17 protein-coding genes are annotated in these 14,353 nt (G+C 63.5%); 8 read left to right on the top strand and 9 right to left on the bottom strand.

All coding sequences use genetic code 11. The features are described 5' to 3' along the window. Window positions 1–124 precede the first annotated feature (124 nt). Window positions 125–1,789, top strand: a complete 1,665-nt coding sequence (locus FXB38_RS29195; RefSeq protein WP_187435231.1) for an MFS transporter — start codon at window positions 125–127, stop codon at window positions 1,787–1,789. A 68-nt stretch (window positions 1,790–1,857) separates the two neighbouring features. On the opposite strand, the gene FXB38_RS29200 is transcribed toward FXB38_RS29195, so the two are convergent. Together FXB38_RS29200 and FXB38_RS29205 are read right to left on the bottom strand one after the other, a co-directional pair. After that, window positions 1,858–2,331, bottom strand: coding sequence for a secondary thiamine-phosphate synthase enzyme YjbQ (locus FXB38_RS29200; RefSeq protein ID WP_148754386.1), 474 nt, complete (start codon window positions 2,329–2,331; stop codon window positions 1,858–1,860). A 146-nt stretch (window positions 2,332–2,477) separates the two neighbouring features. Beyond that, window positions 2,478–2,996 carry a hypothetical protein gene (locus FXB38_RS29205; protein WP_187435219.1) on the bottom strand — a complete coding sequence of 173 codons (519 nt, stop codon included), beginning with the start codon at window positions 2,994–2,996 and terminating at the stop codon, window positions 2,478–2,480. A 385-nt stretch (window positions 2,997–3,381) separates the two neighbouring features. Here FXB38_RS29205 and FXB38_RS29215 point away from each other — a divergent pair, with 385 nt between their 5' ends. The 5 genes from FXB38_RS29215 (at window position 3,382) to FXB38_RS29235 (ending at window position 6,017) form a co-directional block, all read left to right on the top strand. After that, window positions 3,382–3,756, top strand: a complete 375-nt coding sequence (locus FXB38_RS29215; RefSeq protein ID WP_148754388.1) for an AtpZ/AtpI family protein — start codon at window positions 3,382–3,384, stop codon at window positions 3,754–3,756. A gap of 112 nt (window positions 3,757–3,868) precedes the next feature. Then, window positions 3,869–4,618, top strand: a complete 750-nt coding sequence (locus FXB38_RS29220; RefSeq protein ID WP_148754389.1) for a F0F1 ATP synthase subunit A — start codon at window positions 3,869–3,871, stop codon at window positions 4,616–4,618. A gap of 53 nt (window positions 4,619–4,671) precedes the next feature. Further along, window positions 4,672–4,902: a F0F1 ATP synthase subunit C gene (locus tag FXB38_RS29225; RefSeq protein ID WP_007599451.1), complete on the top strand. Its 231-nt coding sequence runs from the start codon at window positions 4,672–4,674 to the stop codon at window positions 4,900–4,902. 60 nt (window positions 4,903–4,962) lie between these two features. After that, on the top strand, window positions 4,963–5,526 hold the full coding sequence (locus FXB38_RS29230; RefSeq protein ID WP_148754390.1) for a F0F1 ATP synthase subunit B family protein: 564 nt from the start codon (window positions 4,963–4,965) through the stop codon (window positions 5,524–5,526). A gap of 5 nt (window positions 5,527–5,531) precedes the next feature. Next, the gene (locus FXB38_RS29235; protein ID WP_148754391.1) at window positions 5,532–6,017 is read left to right on the top strand and encodes a F0F1 ATP synthase subunit B family protein; all 486 of its coding nucleotides are present in this window, start codon (window positions 5,532–5,534) and stop codon (window positions 6,015–6,017) included. Between the two features lie 200 nt (window positions 6,018–6,217). Here the strand turns inward: FXB38_RS29235 and FXB38_RS29240 are convergent, their stop codons facing one another. The 5 genes from FXB38_RS29240 to FXB38_RS29260 all read right to left on the bottom strand — a co-directional run bounded on the left by FXB38_RS29240 (window position 6,218) and on the right by FXB38_RS29260 (window position 10,690). Beyond that, window positions 6,218–6,871 carry a hypothetical protein gene (locus FXB38_RS29240; RefSeq protein ID WP_148754392.1) on the bottom strand — a complete coding sequence of 218 codons (654 nt, stop codon included), beginning with the start codon at window positions 6,869–6,871 and terminating at the stop codon, window positions 6,218–6,220. Window positions 6,872–7,029: 158 nt separating this feature from the next. Further along, window positions 7,030–7,617, bottom strand: a complete 588-nt coding sequence (locus FXB38_RS29245) for a GNAT family N-acetyltransferase (RefSeq protein ID WP_148754393.1) — start codon at window positions 7,615–7,617, stop codon at window positions 7,030–7,032. Between the two features lie 41 nt (window positions 7,618–7,658). Next, a complete protein-coding gene (locus FXB38_RS29250; RefSeq protein ID WP_148754394.1) occupies window positions 7,659–8,948 on the bottom strand; it encodes a M16 family metallopeptidase in 1,290 nt (429 codons plus the stop codon). Next, window positions 8,945–10,363 carry a threonine synthase gene (gene thrC / locus FXB38_RS29255; RefSeq protein WP_187435220.1) on the bottom strand — a complete coding sequence of 473 codons (1,419 nt, stop codon included), beginning with the start codon at window positions 10,361–10,363 and terminating at the stop codon, window positions 8,945–8,947. The genes FXB38_RS29250 and thrC overlap by 4 nt, the downstream gene beginning before the upstream one ends. Window positions 10,364–10,432: 69 nt before the next feature. Then, the gene (locus FXB38_RS29260) at window positions 10,433–10,690 is read right to left on the bottom strand and encodes a hypothetical protein (protein WP_148754396.1); all 258 of its coding nucleotides are present in this window, start codon (window positions 10,688–10,690) and stop codon (window positions 10,433–10,435) included. Window positions 10,691–11,286: 596 nt separating this feature from the next. On the opposite strand from FXB38_RS29260, the gene FXB38_RS29265 reads away from it, so the two are divergent. Then, window positions 11,287–11,697: a hypothetical protein gene (locus FXB38_RS29265; protein ID WP_148754397.1), complete on the top strand. Its 411-nt coding sequence runs from the start codon at window positions 11,287–11,289 to the stop codon at window positions 11,695–11,697. 209 nt (window positions 11,698–11,906) lie between these two features. Here the strand turns inward: FXB38_RS29265 and FXB38_RS29270 are convergent, their stop codons facing one another. Continuing rightward, window positions 11,907–12,551, bottom strand: a complete 645-nt coding sequence (locus FXB38_RS29270; protein ID WP_148754398.1) for a response regulator transcription factor — start codon at window positions 12,549–12,551, stop codon at window positions 11,907–11,909. 87 nt (window positions 12,552–12,638) lie between these two features. On the opposite strand from FXB38_RS29270, the gene FXB38_RS29275 reads away from it, so the two are divergent. After that, the gene (locus FXB38_RS29275; RefSeq protein ID WP_148754399.1) at window positions 12,639–13,976 is read left to right on the top strand and encodes a histidine kinase; all 1,338 of its coding nucleotides are present in this window, start codon (window positions 12,639–12,641) and stop codon (window positions 13,974–13,976) included. Here the strand turns inward: FXB38_RS29275 and FXB38_RS29280 are convergent. Beyond that, complete coding sequence (locus tag FXB38_RS29280) at window positions 13,973–14,338, bottom strand: nuclear transport factor 2 family protein (RefSeq protein ID WP_148754400.1); 366 nt, start codon at window positions 14,336–14,338, stop codon at window positions 13,973–13,975. The genes FXB38_RS29275 and FXB38_RS29280 overlap by 4 nt on opposite strands. Window positions 14,339–14,353: the final 15 nt, after the last annotated feature.

Here is a 14,353-nt window from a genome sequence, read left to right on the forward strand (position 1 = left end):
TTACCTTGGAGGCAAGACCCAGGTTGATCCGGCATGCCCGGACAGCCGGGACGCGAGGAAACGAAATTCGGGGAGCGCATTCACGATGTCCACACTGGCTGCAACGTCGGCACGGTCGACCGGCATGACGAAGGATGAGAGGTTCGTCATCCTCGCATCGTCGCTCGGCACCGTCTTCGAATGGTACGACTTCTATCTCTATGGATCGCTGGCCAGCATCATCGGCACGCAGTTCTTCACCATCGCCGGCGCCGACGGCAAGCCGATGTTCGACCAGGCCACGCGCGACATCTTCGCGCTGCTGGCCTTTGCGGCAGGCTTCCTGGTCCGTCCGTTCGGCGCGATCGTGTTCGGCCGCGTCGGCGACATCGTCGGCCGCAAATACACCTTCCTCGTCACCATCCTGATCATGGGTCTGTCGACCTTCATCGTCGGCCTGCTGCCGGGTGCCGCCCAGATCGGCATCGCGGCCCCGATCATCCTGATCGGTCTGCGCCTGCTGCAGGGTCTCGCGCTCGGTGGTGAATATGGCGGTGCAGCGACCTACGTCGCCGAGCATGCGCCGCAGGGCAAGCGCGGCTACTACACCTCGTTCATCCAGACCACCGCGACGCTCGGCCTGTTCCTGTCGCTGCTGGTGATCCTGTTCACCCGCTCCGCGACCGGCGAGGCTGCCTTTGCCGGCGCACCCGGCTCCTATTGGGGCGGCTGGCGCATTCCGTTCCTGGTATCGGTCGCGTTGCTCGGCATCTCGGTCTGGATCCGTCTGCGCCTGAACGAATCACCGGTGTTCCAGCGCATGAAGGACGAGGGCAAGGGCTCCAAGGCGCCGCTGACCGAAGCCTTCGCCACCTGGAGCAACGCCAAGATCGTGATCCTGGCACTGTTCGGCCTGACCATGGGCCAGGCGGTGATCTGGTACACGGGCCAGTTCTACGCGCTGTTCTTCCTGCAATCGATCCTGAAGGTCGACGGCTATACCGCCAACCTCCTGATCGCCTGGTCGCTGCTGCTCGGCACCGGCTTCTTCCTGGTGTTCGGCGCGCTGTCCGACCGGATCGGCCGCAAGCCGATCATCCTGGCGGGCTGCCTGATCGGCGCACTGACCCTGTTCCCGATCTTCAAGATGATCTCGACCAACGCCAATCCGGCGCTGGAAAAGGCCTATGAGACGGTCAAGGTGCAGGTAGTGGCGGATCCCGCAGGCTGCGGCGATCTGTTCAACCCGGTCGGCACCCGCGTCTTCACGGCGCCTTGCGACACGGCCCGCGCCTTCCTTGCCCTCTCGTCGGTCAAGTACACGACCGTTCCGGGACCGGCGGGCGCGGTGAAGATCCTCGTCAACGACAAGGAAGTGCCCTACACGGACGCCAAGACGTCGAACCCCGCGATCACCGCGGCGACGCAGGCTGCGGGTTACCCGAAGCCGGGTGACGCGGGCATCGTCAAGATGTCGAATCCGTTCGACATCTTCCGCCCGCAGGTGTCGGCCCTGATCGGACTGCTGTTCATCCTCGTGATCTACGTCACGATGGTGTATGGCCCGATCGCGGCAATGCTGGTCGAACTGTTCCCGACCCGCATCCGCTACACCTCGATGTCGCTGCCCTATCACATCGGCAACGGCTGGTTTGGCGGCCTCTTGCCGGCGACCGCCTTCGCGATCACCGCGTCGACCGGCGATATCTACTCCGGTCTGTGGTACCCGGTCGGCTTCGCGTTGATCACGGCCGTGGTCGGCTTCTTCTTCGTCCCCGAGACGAAGGATGTCGACATCACCAAGATATAGTCGGATCGCACGACGCTGACGAAACAGCCGGCCGCGGAGCGATCCGCGGCCGGTTTTCTTTTAAGCACTTACTGATTGCCGCCGATGAATTGCAGCACGATTTCGCGGCGATGCGGGCGCGCGCGGTGCTCGACCAGATAGATCGCCTGCCAGGTGCCGAGCGCGAGCTTGCCGTTGAGGACGGGGATCTGAAGCGACGTCTGCGTCAGCATGGTCTTGACGTGCGCAGGCATGTCGTCGGGTCCTTCGGTATCATGAGTCCAGGGCACGTTTTCAGGCGCGAGCCGCGAGAGCGCGGTGGTGAGATCAACGAGCACCGAGGGATCGGCGTTTTCCTGGATCGTCAGCGAGGCTGAGGTGTGGCGGATGAACAGCGTCAGCGCGCCGTCGTGGGCGCGCGCCTCAGTGACAAATTTCTCGACCTCGCTGGTGAGGTCGGTGAAGCCGCGGCCTTGCGTCTGCACGGCGAGCAATGACGATACGATCGTGGTGGCTTGCACTGACGATGGCGCCGAGCGCGTGACGGATTTGGCTGATGACATGACTCTCTTTCGACTCCGAAAGCTGTCGTAGGGTGGGCAAAGGCGCGCGCTTGCGCGCCGTGCCCACCATTCCCCGTGAATTGGTGGGCACGCTTCGCTTTGCCCACCCTACGACAGCTCAACGCGTGGGTAGCGCGATGGGGTCCTCAAATCTTCCCCGACACGTCCTTCTGCACGCGATTGGCCATATCGATCAGCCGGCGCCACGCCTTTTCCAGGAACGACATCGCGCGGTCGAGGTCCTGGTCGCTCGGCAGCGGGATCTCGAGCTTGCGGTCGCCCTCGGCGACCTTCGGCTCGCCCTTCTTCAGGGAATCGGATTTCGGCAGCGCCTCGTCGATCTTGCCGGAGACGGTCGGACCGGCGGCGAGCTGCCCCTTCAGCGTCTCAACCTCGGCCTGGAGCCGGCCGATCTCGGCATCGAGCGCGGAGCGCTCGTCGGGCACGGCGTAACAGGCCCAGCCGGCGCCATTCCTGCTGCAGGTCGAGACCGTGCCGGTGCGGGTGTCGAGCCGCAGCACACCCTCGGGGATCGGCGTCATGCTGTAGCGGCCGTTTTCGCCGTCCGGTGCGGATTGCGCGGCAACCAGGCCGCCGCTGGCCGTCGTCACCGCAACGATCGCCGCGGCACACCATGATGTTGTGGATGACTTCGCCGGTCTCATCGCGCTCTCCGCCACGCCGCGCAGGTGGCACATCCTCGAATTCTACACCCGGGCGGGCGACGGCGCACCGCCTGCCCGCTCGAATCCGCTGCCGAAAACCGCATCCGCGAGATCAACGATGGCGGCGCCCCCTTTGATCCCGACAGCCGCGACGAAATGTCGGTCATATCGGTGGATCGCGCGGAGAGCTGCTGCGGTGCGGCGTCACGCTGTGTGCAGCGCTGGCGTGCAGGGAAATATCGCCAGATAAATCAAATAGATAAGTGAAGACGACGCGATCGTGACTTGGCTTGACTTGATTATGAGCGGTCAGTATGGTCCGCGCGGCTTTTGAGGGTGGCGGGCGTAATTTCCATTCAACCGCAGCGTTTCTGGTCTTCGTGGCATGGCTCAAGACACGGGACACGACGGGAATGGAGATCGCGATAGATCGCCCGAGGAAGCTGCGCTTTCCGAACGGCTCGGAAGTCTTGATAAGCGGTTGTCCGAACTTCGCGACCGCCACGTCAAGACCGAGCAACCCGCAGGTGACGGTGGAGACGGAGCGGCCAGAGCCTCGGCGATGGCGCTTGGTTTCCGGTTATCCTCCGAGTTGATCGCCGGGGTCATCGTCGGGGCGGGGATTGGCTGGGGTTTCGACCGCTTGCTGTCGACGTCGCCTTTCGGATTTATCGTGTTCACGCTGCTGGGCTTCGTGGCCGGCGTGGTGAATGTGGTGAGAACGGCGGGCGCGGGTCAGAACAGGCGCGGTGGTTCTTGAAGCCGATCCGAGCAGGAGAGGAATTTTCGCGCCGGCTTCGCCGGTGCGGGCCGGCCCGGCCGGCAGACCGAGACACGCCGGCTAGCCCGGCAGACCAAGAGATGCCGCGCCGATGAAAATCGATCCGATCCACCAGTTCAACATCGAGCCTCTCTTCACGATCGGCCATATCGGCAATCAAACGATCGCCTTCACCAATTCATCGCTCTACATGCTGGTGGCAGTGGCGATCATCTCGCTCCTGATGCTTGCCAGCGGCACGCAGCTGGTTCCCGGGCGCCTCCAGTCGGTCGCCGAAATCTCCTACGAGTTCGTCGCCTCGACCATCCGTTCGACCGCCGGCTCGGAAGGCATGAAGTTCTTCCCGCTGATCTTCTCGCTGTTCATGTTCATCTGCGTCTCGAACCTGATCGGCATCATTCCCTACACCTTCACGATCTCGAGCCATCTGATCGTGACGGCAGCGCTTGCGCTCCTGGTCTTCTTCACGGTCCTGATCTACGGCGTCGCCAAGAACGGTCTGAAATTCTTCTCGATCTTCGTGCCTCACGGTGTCCCCGGCTACATCCTGCCGCTGGTGATGTTCATCGAGATCCTGTCGTTCTTCCTGCGGCCGGTCTCCCACAGCGTCCGTCTGTTCGCCAACATGCTGGCCGGCCACATCGCGCTGAAGGTGTTCGCGGGCTTCGTTGCCATGCTCGGCTTCTCGCTCGGCGCGCTGGGCTGGTTCGGCGGCGTGCTGCCGCTGGCGCTCACGGTCGCACTGTACGCTCTCGAGATCCTGGTCGCGTTCCTGCAAGCCTATGTGTTTGCGATCCTGACCTGCATCTACCTCAACGACGCCATTCATCCGGGACACTGAGCGGTCCGGGGAATTTCCACCCAAAACCCAATCTTTCCTCCAAGGAGTCTAAAATGGATCCGGCAGCAGCAAAACTTATCGGCGCGGGCATCGCATGCATCGGCATGGGCGGCGCAGGCGTCGGCGTGGGCGTGATCTTCGGCAACTACCTCGCCGCAGCCGTTCGCAACCCGTCGGCTGCTCAGGGCCAGTTCGGCAACCTGATCTTCGGCTTCGCCGTGACCGAAGCGCTCGGCATTTTCTCGCTGCTGATCGCACTGCTGCTGCTGTTCGTTCCGCTCTGAGGACGATTTTTCGCGCCGCTTCGACCGAAGCAGCGCGCATGACAGCAACAGGAGAACTCCATGGCTGAGAGTCATGGCGGGGCGAAAAGTCCGGCGGCGGGCGCCCACACCGAGGCCGAAGGCGGTCACGGTGGCGGTTTTCCGCCGTTCGAGAGCAGCACCTATGCTTCGCAGCTGGTGTCGCTCGCGATCTTCTTCGTCGTGCTTTACGTGATCGTGTCCAAGCTCGCTCTGCCGAAGGTCGGCGGTGCGATCGAAGCGCGTCAGAACAAGATCGAGGGTGACCTCACCGAGGCGCAGAAGCTGAAGGATCAGTCCGAGGCAGCGCTGAAGGCCTATGAAGGCGAGCTCGCTTCGGCGCGTTCGCGGGCGCAGGCGATCGGCAACGAGTCCCGCGACAAGGCGAATGCGCAGGCGGACGCCGAGCGCAAGGCCCTGGAAGAGCAGCTGGCGACCAAGCTCGCCGAGGCGGAGAAGACCATCGCCTCGACCCGCGCGACCGCCATGACCAACGTCCGCGGCATCGCGGCCGATGCGGCAGGCACCATCGTGCAGCAGCTCACCGGCGTCGTTCCGGATGCGGCGTCGATCAGTGCCGCCGTTGATGCGTCCTTGAAGGGTTAGTCGATATGTTCTTCGATCCTGAAACCTGGGTCGCCGTCGCTTTCGTGATCCTGATGATCGTGTTCGGCTATCTCGGGGTCTTCCAGAAGGCGATGGCTGCGCTCGACCATCGCGCCGATCGCATCAAGGCCGAGCTCGACGACGCGACGCGCCTCAAGCAGGAAGCAGCCAAGGTGCTCGCCGACTACAAGGCGCGCACCGCCTCGGCCGAACGCGAGGCCGCCGACATCATCGCCAACGCGAAGTCCGAGGCCGAGCGCATCGCAACCGAGGCCAAGGCAAAGGTGGAAGACTTCGTCGCCCGCCGTACCAAGACCGCGGAGAGCAAGATCGCGCTCGCCGAGGCCCAGGCGGTGGCCGATGTTCGCGCCGCAGCCGCGGAGGCTGCGGTGCAAGCCGCTTCCACGATCCTGTCGCAGTCGGTCAAGGGCAAGGTCGCCGACGATCTGCTCGCCAAGGGCATCACCGAGGTTCGCCAGAAGCTGAACTGAGGGCAAGAGCCTCACAAATTAGAAAGCCGGCGCTGAGCGCCGGCTTTTTTGTTGGGCAAGGTTGTATCCACGAATGAGCTGTCATCGCCCGATTTAGTCGGGCGATCCAGTACTCCGAGACGGTTGTGATCGATCGATAGGCCGCAGTGTACTGGATGCCCCGCCTTCGCGGGGCATGACGGCTGAAACTGTCTCGCGATTTACTTCTTCTTCCCGCGCGCTCTCGGCTCGGGCGCGAGCGCCTGCGGGTCGAAGCCGACATAGAAGATGTAGGAATCGGCGACTGCGGCTGAAGGCACCGGATAGGACAGGTCCTCGGCGACGAAGGTGAAGGGCACGCTGCCGCCCTCCGACATCTCGACCGTGGTCCGGTAGGCCTTCGAGGCGATCACCTTCTCGCCGACGCCGCCCTGCACCACGGCGACGCGGAGCGGCACCTCGACGCTATTCGGCGCGCCCGCGGGGCCGGCGATGACGCGGCCCTGGATGCCGATACGCGCGGTGATCTCACTTCCGTTGCGGACGCATTCGCGCGCCATCTTGGTGATCGAGGCCTGGAAGCGCACATCGTTGCCGACGGCCGGCTTGCCTGTCGCCCCGACCCCGTAGGTGGACGCTCCGGCGCGCACCGTGATCTGCGGGCAATCGATGTCGTCATCGGCCGCCGGTTGGCCCGGCGCGGGCGCCGGCTTGGGCTGAGCGGGCTCGTCGGATTTGCCGCCGAACAGGCTTTTGAAACGGTCGGTCAGCGACTGCGCCGCGACCGGCGACACGGACGCGAATGACACCGACAGCGCCAGCGCGATCACCGGACCCCGCCGCAGCGCATTCCGCAATGATCGAAGCTCTTTCATGAACGGCAGTACTCCATAACAACGTTCCGGCAACAACATCCCGGCCGATCGGCCGGCCAGCGGGTTATATCGTCAAAATCGGCGATCCCAAGGCGAGAAGACAAGGCGAGAAAACACGGCAGGAAAAAAGGTGATCCCGGCGCGCGAGCAAGCCCGGCTCAGCGGCGGAAATCCTCGTGCAGCAGGCCGAACAGGAGATGGTCCTGCCAGACCCCGTTGATGCAGAGATACCGGCGTGCCAGTCCCTCGCGCGAGAAGCCGCACTTCTCCAGCACCCGGATCGACGGCGCATTGGTGGGGATGCAGGCGGCCTCGACCCGGTGCAGATTAAGCTCGCCAAACAGGGTCGGCAGCAGCACCCGCAGCGCCGCGGTCATGTAGCCGCGATGGGTGTGGGGCTGGCCGACCCAGTAGCCGATGGTGCCGGCCTGAACGATGCCGCGCCGGACATTGGCGAGCGTGATGCCGCCGACCATGGCGCCGTCGAGCTCGCGGAAGATCAGAAACGGATAGGAGCGGTCCGCGGCGATATCCTCGGAATAGCGGCGCAACCGGCGGCGGAAGCCGGACCGGGTCAGGTCGTCCGACGGCCAGATCGGCTCCCACGGCGTCAAATAATCACGGCTGGTCTCGCGCAGATGCGCCCACTGCAGGAAATCCGACATCTGCGGCGCCCGCAGCAACAGCCCGTTGCCGCGGGGGGCGAGAGCAGCAGGTCCACTGGATGGCAGGCGAAAGAGGGCCATGGTGATGCTTCCCGGGGCGCGGGGCGCTGGTTGTGCGGCTCCTAGTGCAGCCGCGCCTTGGCGCGCGCCTTTGTCAATCCTTCCGCAAAAGACACCGCCGTGTCCAGACCCCTGCCGCTGCCCAATGCCACCACCGCAGGGCGGCTGCGCGAAAGCAGTGCACGCGCCGCATCGCGGGTCGATTCGACACTGACGGCATCGATCCGGGCCACCAGCTCCTGCACCGTCTGCGGCCGGCCATAGGCCAGCACGTGCCGGGCGAGCTGCTCGGCGCGCGACGAGCAGCTCTCCAGCGCCATCAGAAGGCCCGCCTTCATCTGCGCCTTGGCGCGGGCGATCTCGGCCTCGGTCAGGGTCTCGACCGAATCATTCATGATGTCGACCACGACCTCCATCATCTCCGGCGCGTCGGCGGGATCGGTGCCGGTGTAGAGGCCGAAGAAACCGGTGTCGGTATAGGGCGCGTGGAACGAGTAGATCGAGTAGCAGAGGCCGCGTTTTTCGCGCACCTCCTGGAACAGCCGCGACGACATTCCGCCGCCGAGGATGTTGGTGAAGACCTGGAGCGAGAACAGCGACAAATCCGTCTGCGGCACGCCTTCCAGCGCCAGCGTCAGATGCGCCTGCTCGAGCTCGCGATGCACGACCTTGGCGCCGCCCTTGCCGAACTGAGCTGCCTGCGGCTTCGGCCCCGGCGCCGCGTCAAAGCTCACAAAGCGCCTCTCGGCCTCGGCGACGACCTGGTTGTGATCGACGGCGCCGGCGGCCGCCACCACCATGTCGGGCCCGCGGTAATGCGTCGAGAGATAGTCGCGCAGCGAGTCGCGGTTGAAGGCGCGCAGGGTCTTGGCGGTGCCGAGCAGCGAGCGGCCCATCGGCTGGTCGGGATAGCAGAGCTCGTTGAGATGCTCGAACACGACGTCGTCGGGCGTGTTCTGGGCCGCGCCGATCTCCTGCACGATGACGTTCTTCTCGCGCTCGAGCTCTTCGGGCTCGAAGGCGGGGTTGGCCAGAATGTCGGCAAGCACGTCGAGCGCGAGCGGCACGTCGGCCTTCATCACCCGGGCATAATAGGACGTGGTCTCGGTCGAGGTGCCGGCATTGAGGTCGCCGCCGACCGCCTCGATCTCCTCGACGATCTCACGCGAGGAGCGCCCCGTCGTACCCTTGAACGCCATGTGCTCGAGCAGATGCGAGATGCCGTGCTCGTTCGGCTTCTCGTCGCGGCCGCCAACGCCGGCCCAGACGCCGAGCGCGGCGGTCTCGAGATGGGGCATGTTGTCGGTGACGACGGTCAGGCCGGAGGCAAGCTTGGAGATCTCGACGCTCATCCGGCAACTCCCTGTTTTGCGGCACGGCTGACCGACAGCACGAACCGCTCGAGCTCGGCCTGATCGTTCTTCATGACCTTCATATGTTCGGATCTGGTCATGAGACCGTCGAGCCAGGCCGGCAGTTGCGGGCGCTGGCCGCAGGCCGCATCCACGGCATCAGGGAATTTGGCCGGATGCGCGGTCGAGAGCACGATGTTAGGCACGGTCGTGTCGGTGGTGTCGCGATCGGCGACCGCGAGCGCCACGGCCGTATGGGGATCGACGAGCTCGCCGGCCTCGCGCCAGGCGGCGCGGATCGCAGCCGCGGTTTCGGTCTCGTCGGCGCGGCCGGCGTCGAATTCTTCGCGGATCGCGGCGAGCGTAGCGTCGGGCAGAACGAAGCGGCCCGATTGCTTCAGCGAATCCATCAGCCGCCGCACGCCGGCCGCATCGCGCTTGCCGGCTTCGAACAGCAGCCGCTCGAAATTCGACGAGATCTGGATGTCCATCGACGGCGAGGCGGTGGCGTGCACCTCGCGCACCTCGTAGATGCCGGTCTTGAGCGTGCGGGCGAGGATGTCATTGACGTTGGCGGCGATGCGGAGGGTTCGCACGGGAAGACCCATGCGCTTGGCGACGTAGCCTGCAAAAATATCGCCGAAATTGCCGGTCGGCACCATGAAATCCACCGCGCGCGCCGGTGCGCCGGCGGCGACTGCGGAGGTGAAATAATAGACCACCTGCGCGACGATGCGGGCCCAGTTGATGGAATTGACGCCGGACAGCGAGGTCGCGTCGCGGAAGCGGTGGTTGTTGAACATCCCCTTCACGAGCGCCTGGCAGTCGTCGAAATTGCCCTCGATGGCAAGCGCCTGGACATTGGCGGCACCCGTCGTCGTCATCATGCGCTGCTGCACCTCGGAGATGCGCTTGTGCGGAAACAGCACGATGAGATCGACATTCTCCAGACCCGCGAAGGCCTCGACCGCGGCGCCGCCGGTGTCGCCGGAGGTCGCGACCACGATGGTGGTGCGCTGGCCGCGCTTGGCCAGCACATGGTCCATCAGCCGCGAGATCAGCTGCATCGCCACGTCCTTGAAGGCGAGCGTCGGACCGTGGAACAGCTCCAGCACGAATTGATGCGGCGACATCTGGCGCAGCGGCACCACGGCCGGATGACGGAAGGTGGCATAGGCCTCGTTCGCCATGCGGCCAAGGTCGGCGTCGGAAATCTCCCCGCCCACGAAGGGACGGATGACGTCGACCGCGACCTCCCAATAGGGGCGGCCGAAGAAGCCGGCGATGGTCTCGACCGAGAGCTGCGGCCAGGTCGCCGGCACATAGAGGCCGCCGTCGCGGGCAAGTCCCGTCAGCATCACGTCGCAGAAGCCAAGCTCAGGGGCCTCGCCCCGGGTCGAGATATAACGAGTCAAACTGCCCTCCAAAGGCCGGCCCGACCTGAATCCAGGGCCTTAAGCCTTTGATTTCACGATGTTCCTAGTTCACAGCCAGAGGCTTTGCGGCACCATAGAATGTTTTGCAGGGTCGCACCATGCCCAACGGAAAAGGGCTGCGGCGATGCCGCAGCCCTCTCTTGGAAGGTCTGTCGTTGATGTGTGCAGACCCGGTTTTCCGCGTTGGGACGCCTGCCCCGAAAATCGTTCGTTCGAGCTATCGTCACCTGTCACGTAATCGTCAAGGAGAAAAACGGCGCGCAACGCCGAATGTTCCAGTTTTTCCCGATATGCCGCGGTTGTCATGCGCTGCGCCCAGGCTGCCTCGAAATGAACCCAAGGGTTGCATGGCGACAATAGAGATATACGTTGGCCCATCTCCCCCACACGCAGTGATCCAACGAACACATGACTGCACTTTGGACAATTATTGCCGCACTCGCAGAGCTCATACCGAGCCTACTCGTTAGAATAGTCCTCGGAGGCATAGCCGGCGCCATGCTGGGCTCGCTTTTTCTCGGCTATTTTCCGATCTGGGCCGCCAAACGGGCAGTAGATCAGAGGATATTGTTCTCCTGCGAGAACGTACCTACCCCGAGAGTTATGCCCGACAGCGGTCGAATCCAGATGCTGAGCTTCCAAGGTCGTTTTCAAGACTCGGTTCTAGTTCAGAACCGCGGCGAAGTTCCTGCGGGCGCGCCACTTTGGCGTGACGAACAGAGCCGGCCGCCAAACTGCTGGCGATGCACGTTCAAAAATCATAGCGGGGTGGCTGTTTTTAATCTGACAGCATCCTTGGCAATCAAGATATTCGCGCCTCAGACCGCGCAGTACCCCACGGCGATAGTATCTGTTCCTGGCCCGCTCCTTGCTGACTTCAAGTCAATACCGTTATACCTATCGTGCAACAGCTCGGCGTCGACAGCAGCAATGCGAGCGACATATATATTTTGAATGAAGGCCCCAACTTTATTGACGTCGTGCTGCCCACCGTAGCGCAGGTTCAGCCGATCGGTTCGAAATTGGTAAGCGAAATCAATTTGATCCAATCAGAGCACGAAAAACTTTCCTTCGGCCCTCGCACAACGACTCTCCCAGATCAGAACATCACAGAAGAGGTCATCCGCCGCAGGCATCTAATCCAAAAGCTACTTTATGAGTGGTTCGAGACATTCAGGCCGCCGATCCAGATCGGCTCAATGGCACCAGTCTACCTGCAAGCCGCTCCGTGGCTGAACCAGCAGCTAAAGCAACGCGGCGAAGCTTGGGAGTTTAACCTTCAATTTGCCCGCGAAATAGAACTGATGCACTAGCGCGCGTTTCGTGCAGCCTATTCGCTCTCCATAGAGCATTGCCACTTCTTCCCGAATCTCTCGGAAAACACGGAACGAACGTCTCGCCGGCCCATTGTGTCGGCGGATGGTATCAGCCGTCGTCCACGCATTGCCCGGACGCGCGGCGCCGCCGATCCGTCGGCCGAGCCGGCTGCGTCCTGGAGCAGCCGGTTCGGCCCCTGACGGTGTCAGTTCATCCCGATTTCCACCGCGATCCGGATCAGGTCCGAGTGGTTCTTGGCCCCTAGCTTCTGCTTGAGCAGGGACGTGGTGTTGGCGACGGTCTTATAGGAGATGCCGAGCGCCTCGGCGACCTCGACGATCTTATTGCCGCGCCCGAGCAGGCGGAGAATCTCGAGCTCCCGCGGCGTCATCTGCGAGGCCGGATTGGCCTTGATCGCGGCACCAGAGAACGTCACGGCCTCCGCAAGCTGTGGCGAGATGAAGTTGTCACCTGCGACCACCTTGCGCACGGCCTTGAGCAGGATCCGGGGATCGTCACCCTTGGAGACATAGCCCTGCGCCCCCAGCTCCACCGCGCGCACCACGAAGGCCGGATCATCGTTCATGCTGAACATGATGATCTTGGCGTCAGGATCGTCCTTGCGGATCCGGCGCATCAACTCGAAGCCCGAGACGTCAGGCAGGCTGATATCGATCACGGTCACGTCGGGCCGCTTGCTGACATAGGCGCGATGGCCTGATTTCGCGTCGGTCGCCTCGTCGATTCGGATCGAATGGTCGGAGGCGAAAAGGGTGCGGCAACCGGACAGCACCACGGGATGGTCGTCGACAATCAGGACCTTGGTCGCCGGCTTGGCGGTATCTTGCATCGCGCGCTCTCTTGTTTTCTGGACTCATAGACCGGCGGGAACAAATGGAAAGAGAAAATCCCGCCAATGCGCGTTAGAATTGACCTAATGTGGCACCGACTTTCGTTCAGGACCCAGCTGTTTCTGCCTCTCGGCATGAGCTTTGTTGCCGCGCTGGCGATGGGCGGCGTGCTGCTCCAGACCTTCGCGGCCGGCCAATTGGCGGACGAGAATGAGCCTGGTCGACGCTCGACCCAGGCCGTCGCTGTCGCGCTCAACAGCACCCTGAGCGTGTCAGACAATCCGCGGAAGATGCTCGACGCATTTGTCAGTTCTTTGGGCACCGCCTCTGATATCCAATTCCGACCGGTGGAAGCGGGTGCCTCGCCTCCCGTGCGGAACGGCCTGCAGGATGTGCATGGCGTTCCGCAATGGTTTGTGGACCTGATTGCCATCCCCGACATAGACGCGGCGTCCCCCGTCATCATCGACGGCAGGCACATCGGCGATATTGTGTTCATGCCCGACCTGTCGGCCGACCTCTTTGAGAAATGGATCGGCTTTCTGGCACTGACGAGCCTCGTCGCAGTGCTGATGGTGCTGACCGGAACGATCGCCCATCTTTTTGCAGGATCCGCGCTGCGGCCCCTGCAAAATCTCGGCGCAGGTCTGACCCGTATCCGGAGCGGCGATTATGCTACGCCGATTCCGGTCTCAGGCCCGCCGGAAATCCGGCAGAGCTGCGAGGAAGCCAATGCGCTTGCCGCAACGCTCGCGCAATTGAGCCAGGACAATCGCGACCTGTTGCACCGCTTGGTGTCGCTCCAGGACAACGAGCGGCGCGATCTCGCTCGCGAGCTGCATGACGAGCTCGGCCCGCTGCTGTTCAGCATCCGTGCCGGCACGATCGCGCTGAGCGAGGCCTCGCTGCAGACAGGAAATCCCGGCAACTCCGTGCAGGAGGTGATGCGATCGGTCGAGGCACTGCAGCAAACCAACCGCCGCATCCTCGACCGGCTGCGGCCGCTCTACATCGAGGAATTGGGGCTCGAGGCCAGCGTGCAGACGCTACTCCGGAATTTTCGCAGGCAGGCGCCGCATATCGGCCTCACCGCAACGATCGATCCTGATCTCAACGGGATCGACGGGCCGCTGGCCCAAACCGTCTACCGCGTGATCCAGGAGACCTTGACCAACGTGCTGCGCCACGCCGGAGCACGCAACGCCCATGTGGAGACGGCGATTGCCGGCGATATGCTCGCGGTCGAGGTCTCCGACGATGGTAGCGGCTTTCCCGCCGACAATGTCTTCGGCCGCGGCCTGACCGGCATGCATGAACGCGTGCGCGCGCTCAGCGGATCGCTGTCACTGCTGCGCGCGGACGATCGAACCTATGTGCGCTGCCGCCTTCCGCTCGGCGAAATCCGCGACCCGGTCTCAGGCTAGCACGCGCCGCAATCGTGCGAGCCCTGCGGCGCCGGCTTGCACAGCATGCTATGGATCTTGCCTTCCGCGCTGAAGCGGAACGTAGCGCGGATATGCAGCGCGCCCGCGACGGAATATTCCAGATCGATGCCGTTGTGCGCGGGATGGATCTCCTCCAGGCCGAAGCCCGCCGAGGAGAAGGCACTGAGTTTTGGTCCCCAATAGGTTTCGAGCTCGCGCCGGCCGCGATAGAGATGCGTGCCGTTGCACGCGCATTCCACCTCGCCATCGTCGGCATAGAGGTCGAGCAGCGTCGCGAGGTCGCCCCTGCGGCAGGCATCCACCCAATCGACAACAAGTCCCATCTGATCGAAATCGCGCACGCCAGCAATCCTGTT

The organism is Bradyrhizobium cytisi, assembly GCF_008123515.1.
In the GTDB taxonomy this organism is placed as follows: domain Bacteria; phylum Pseudomonadota; class Alphaproteobacteria; order Rhizobiales; family Xanthobacteraceae; genus Bradyrhizobium; species Bradyrhizobium cytisi.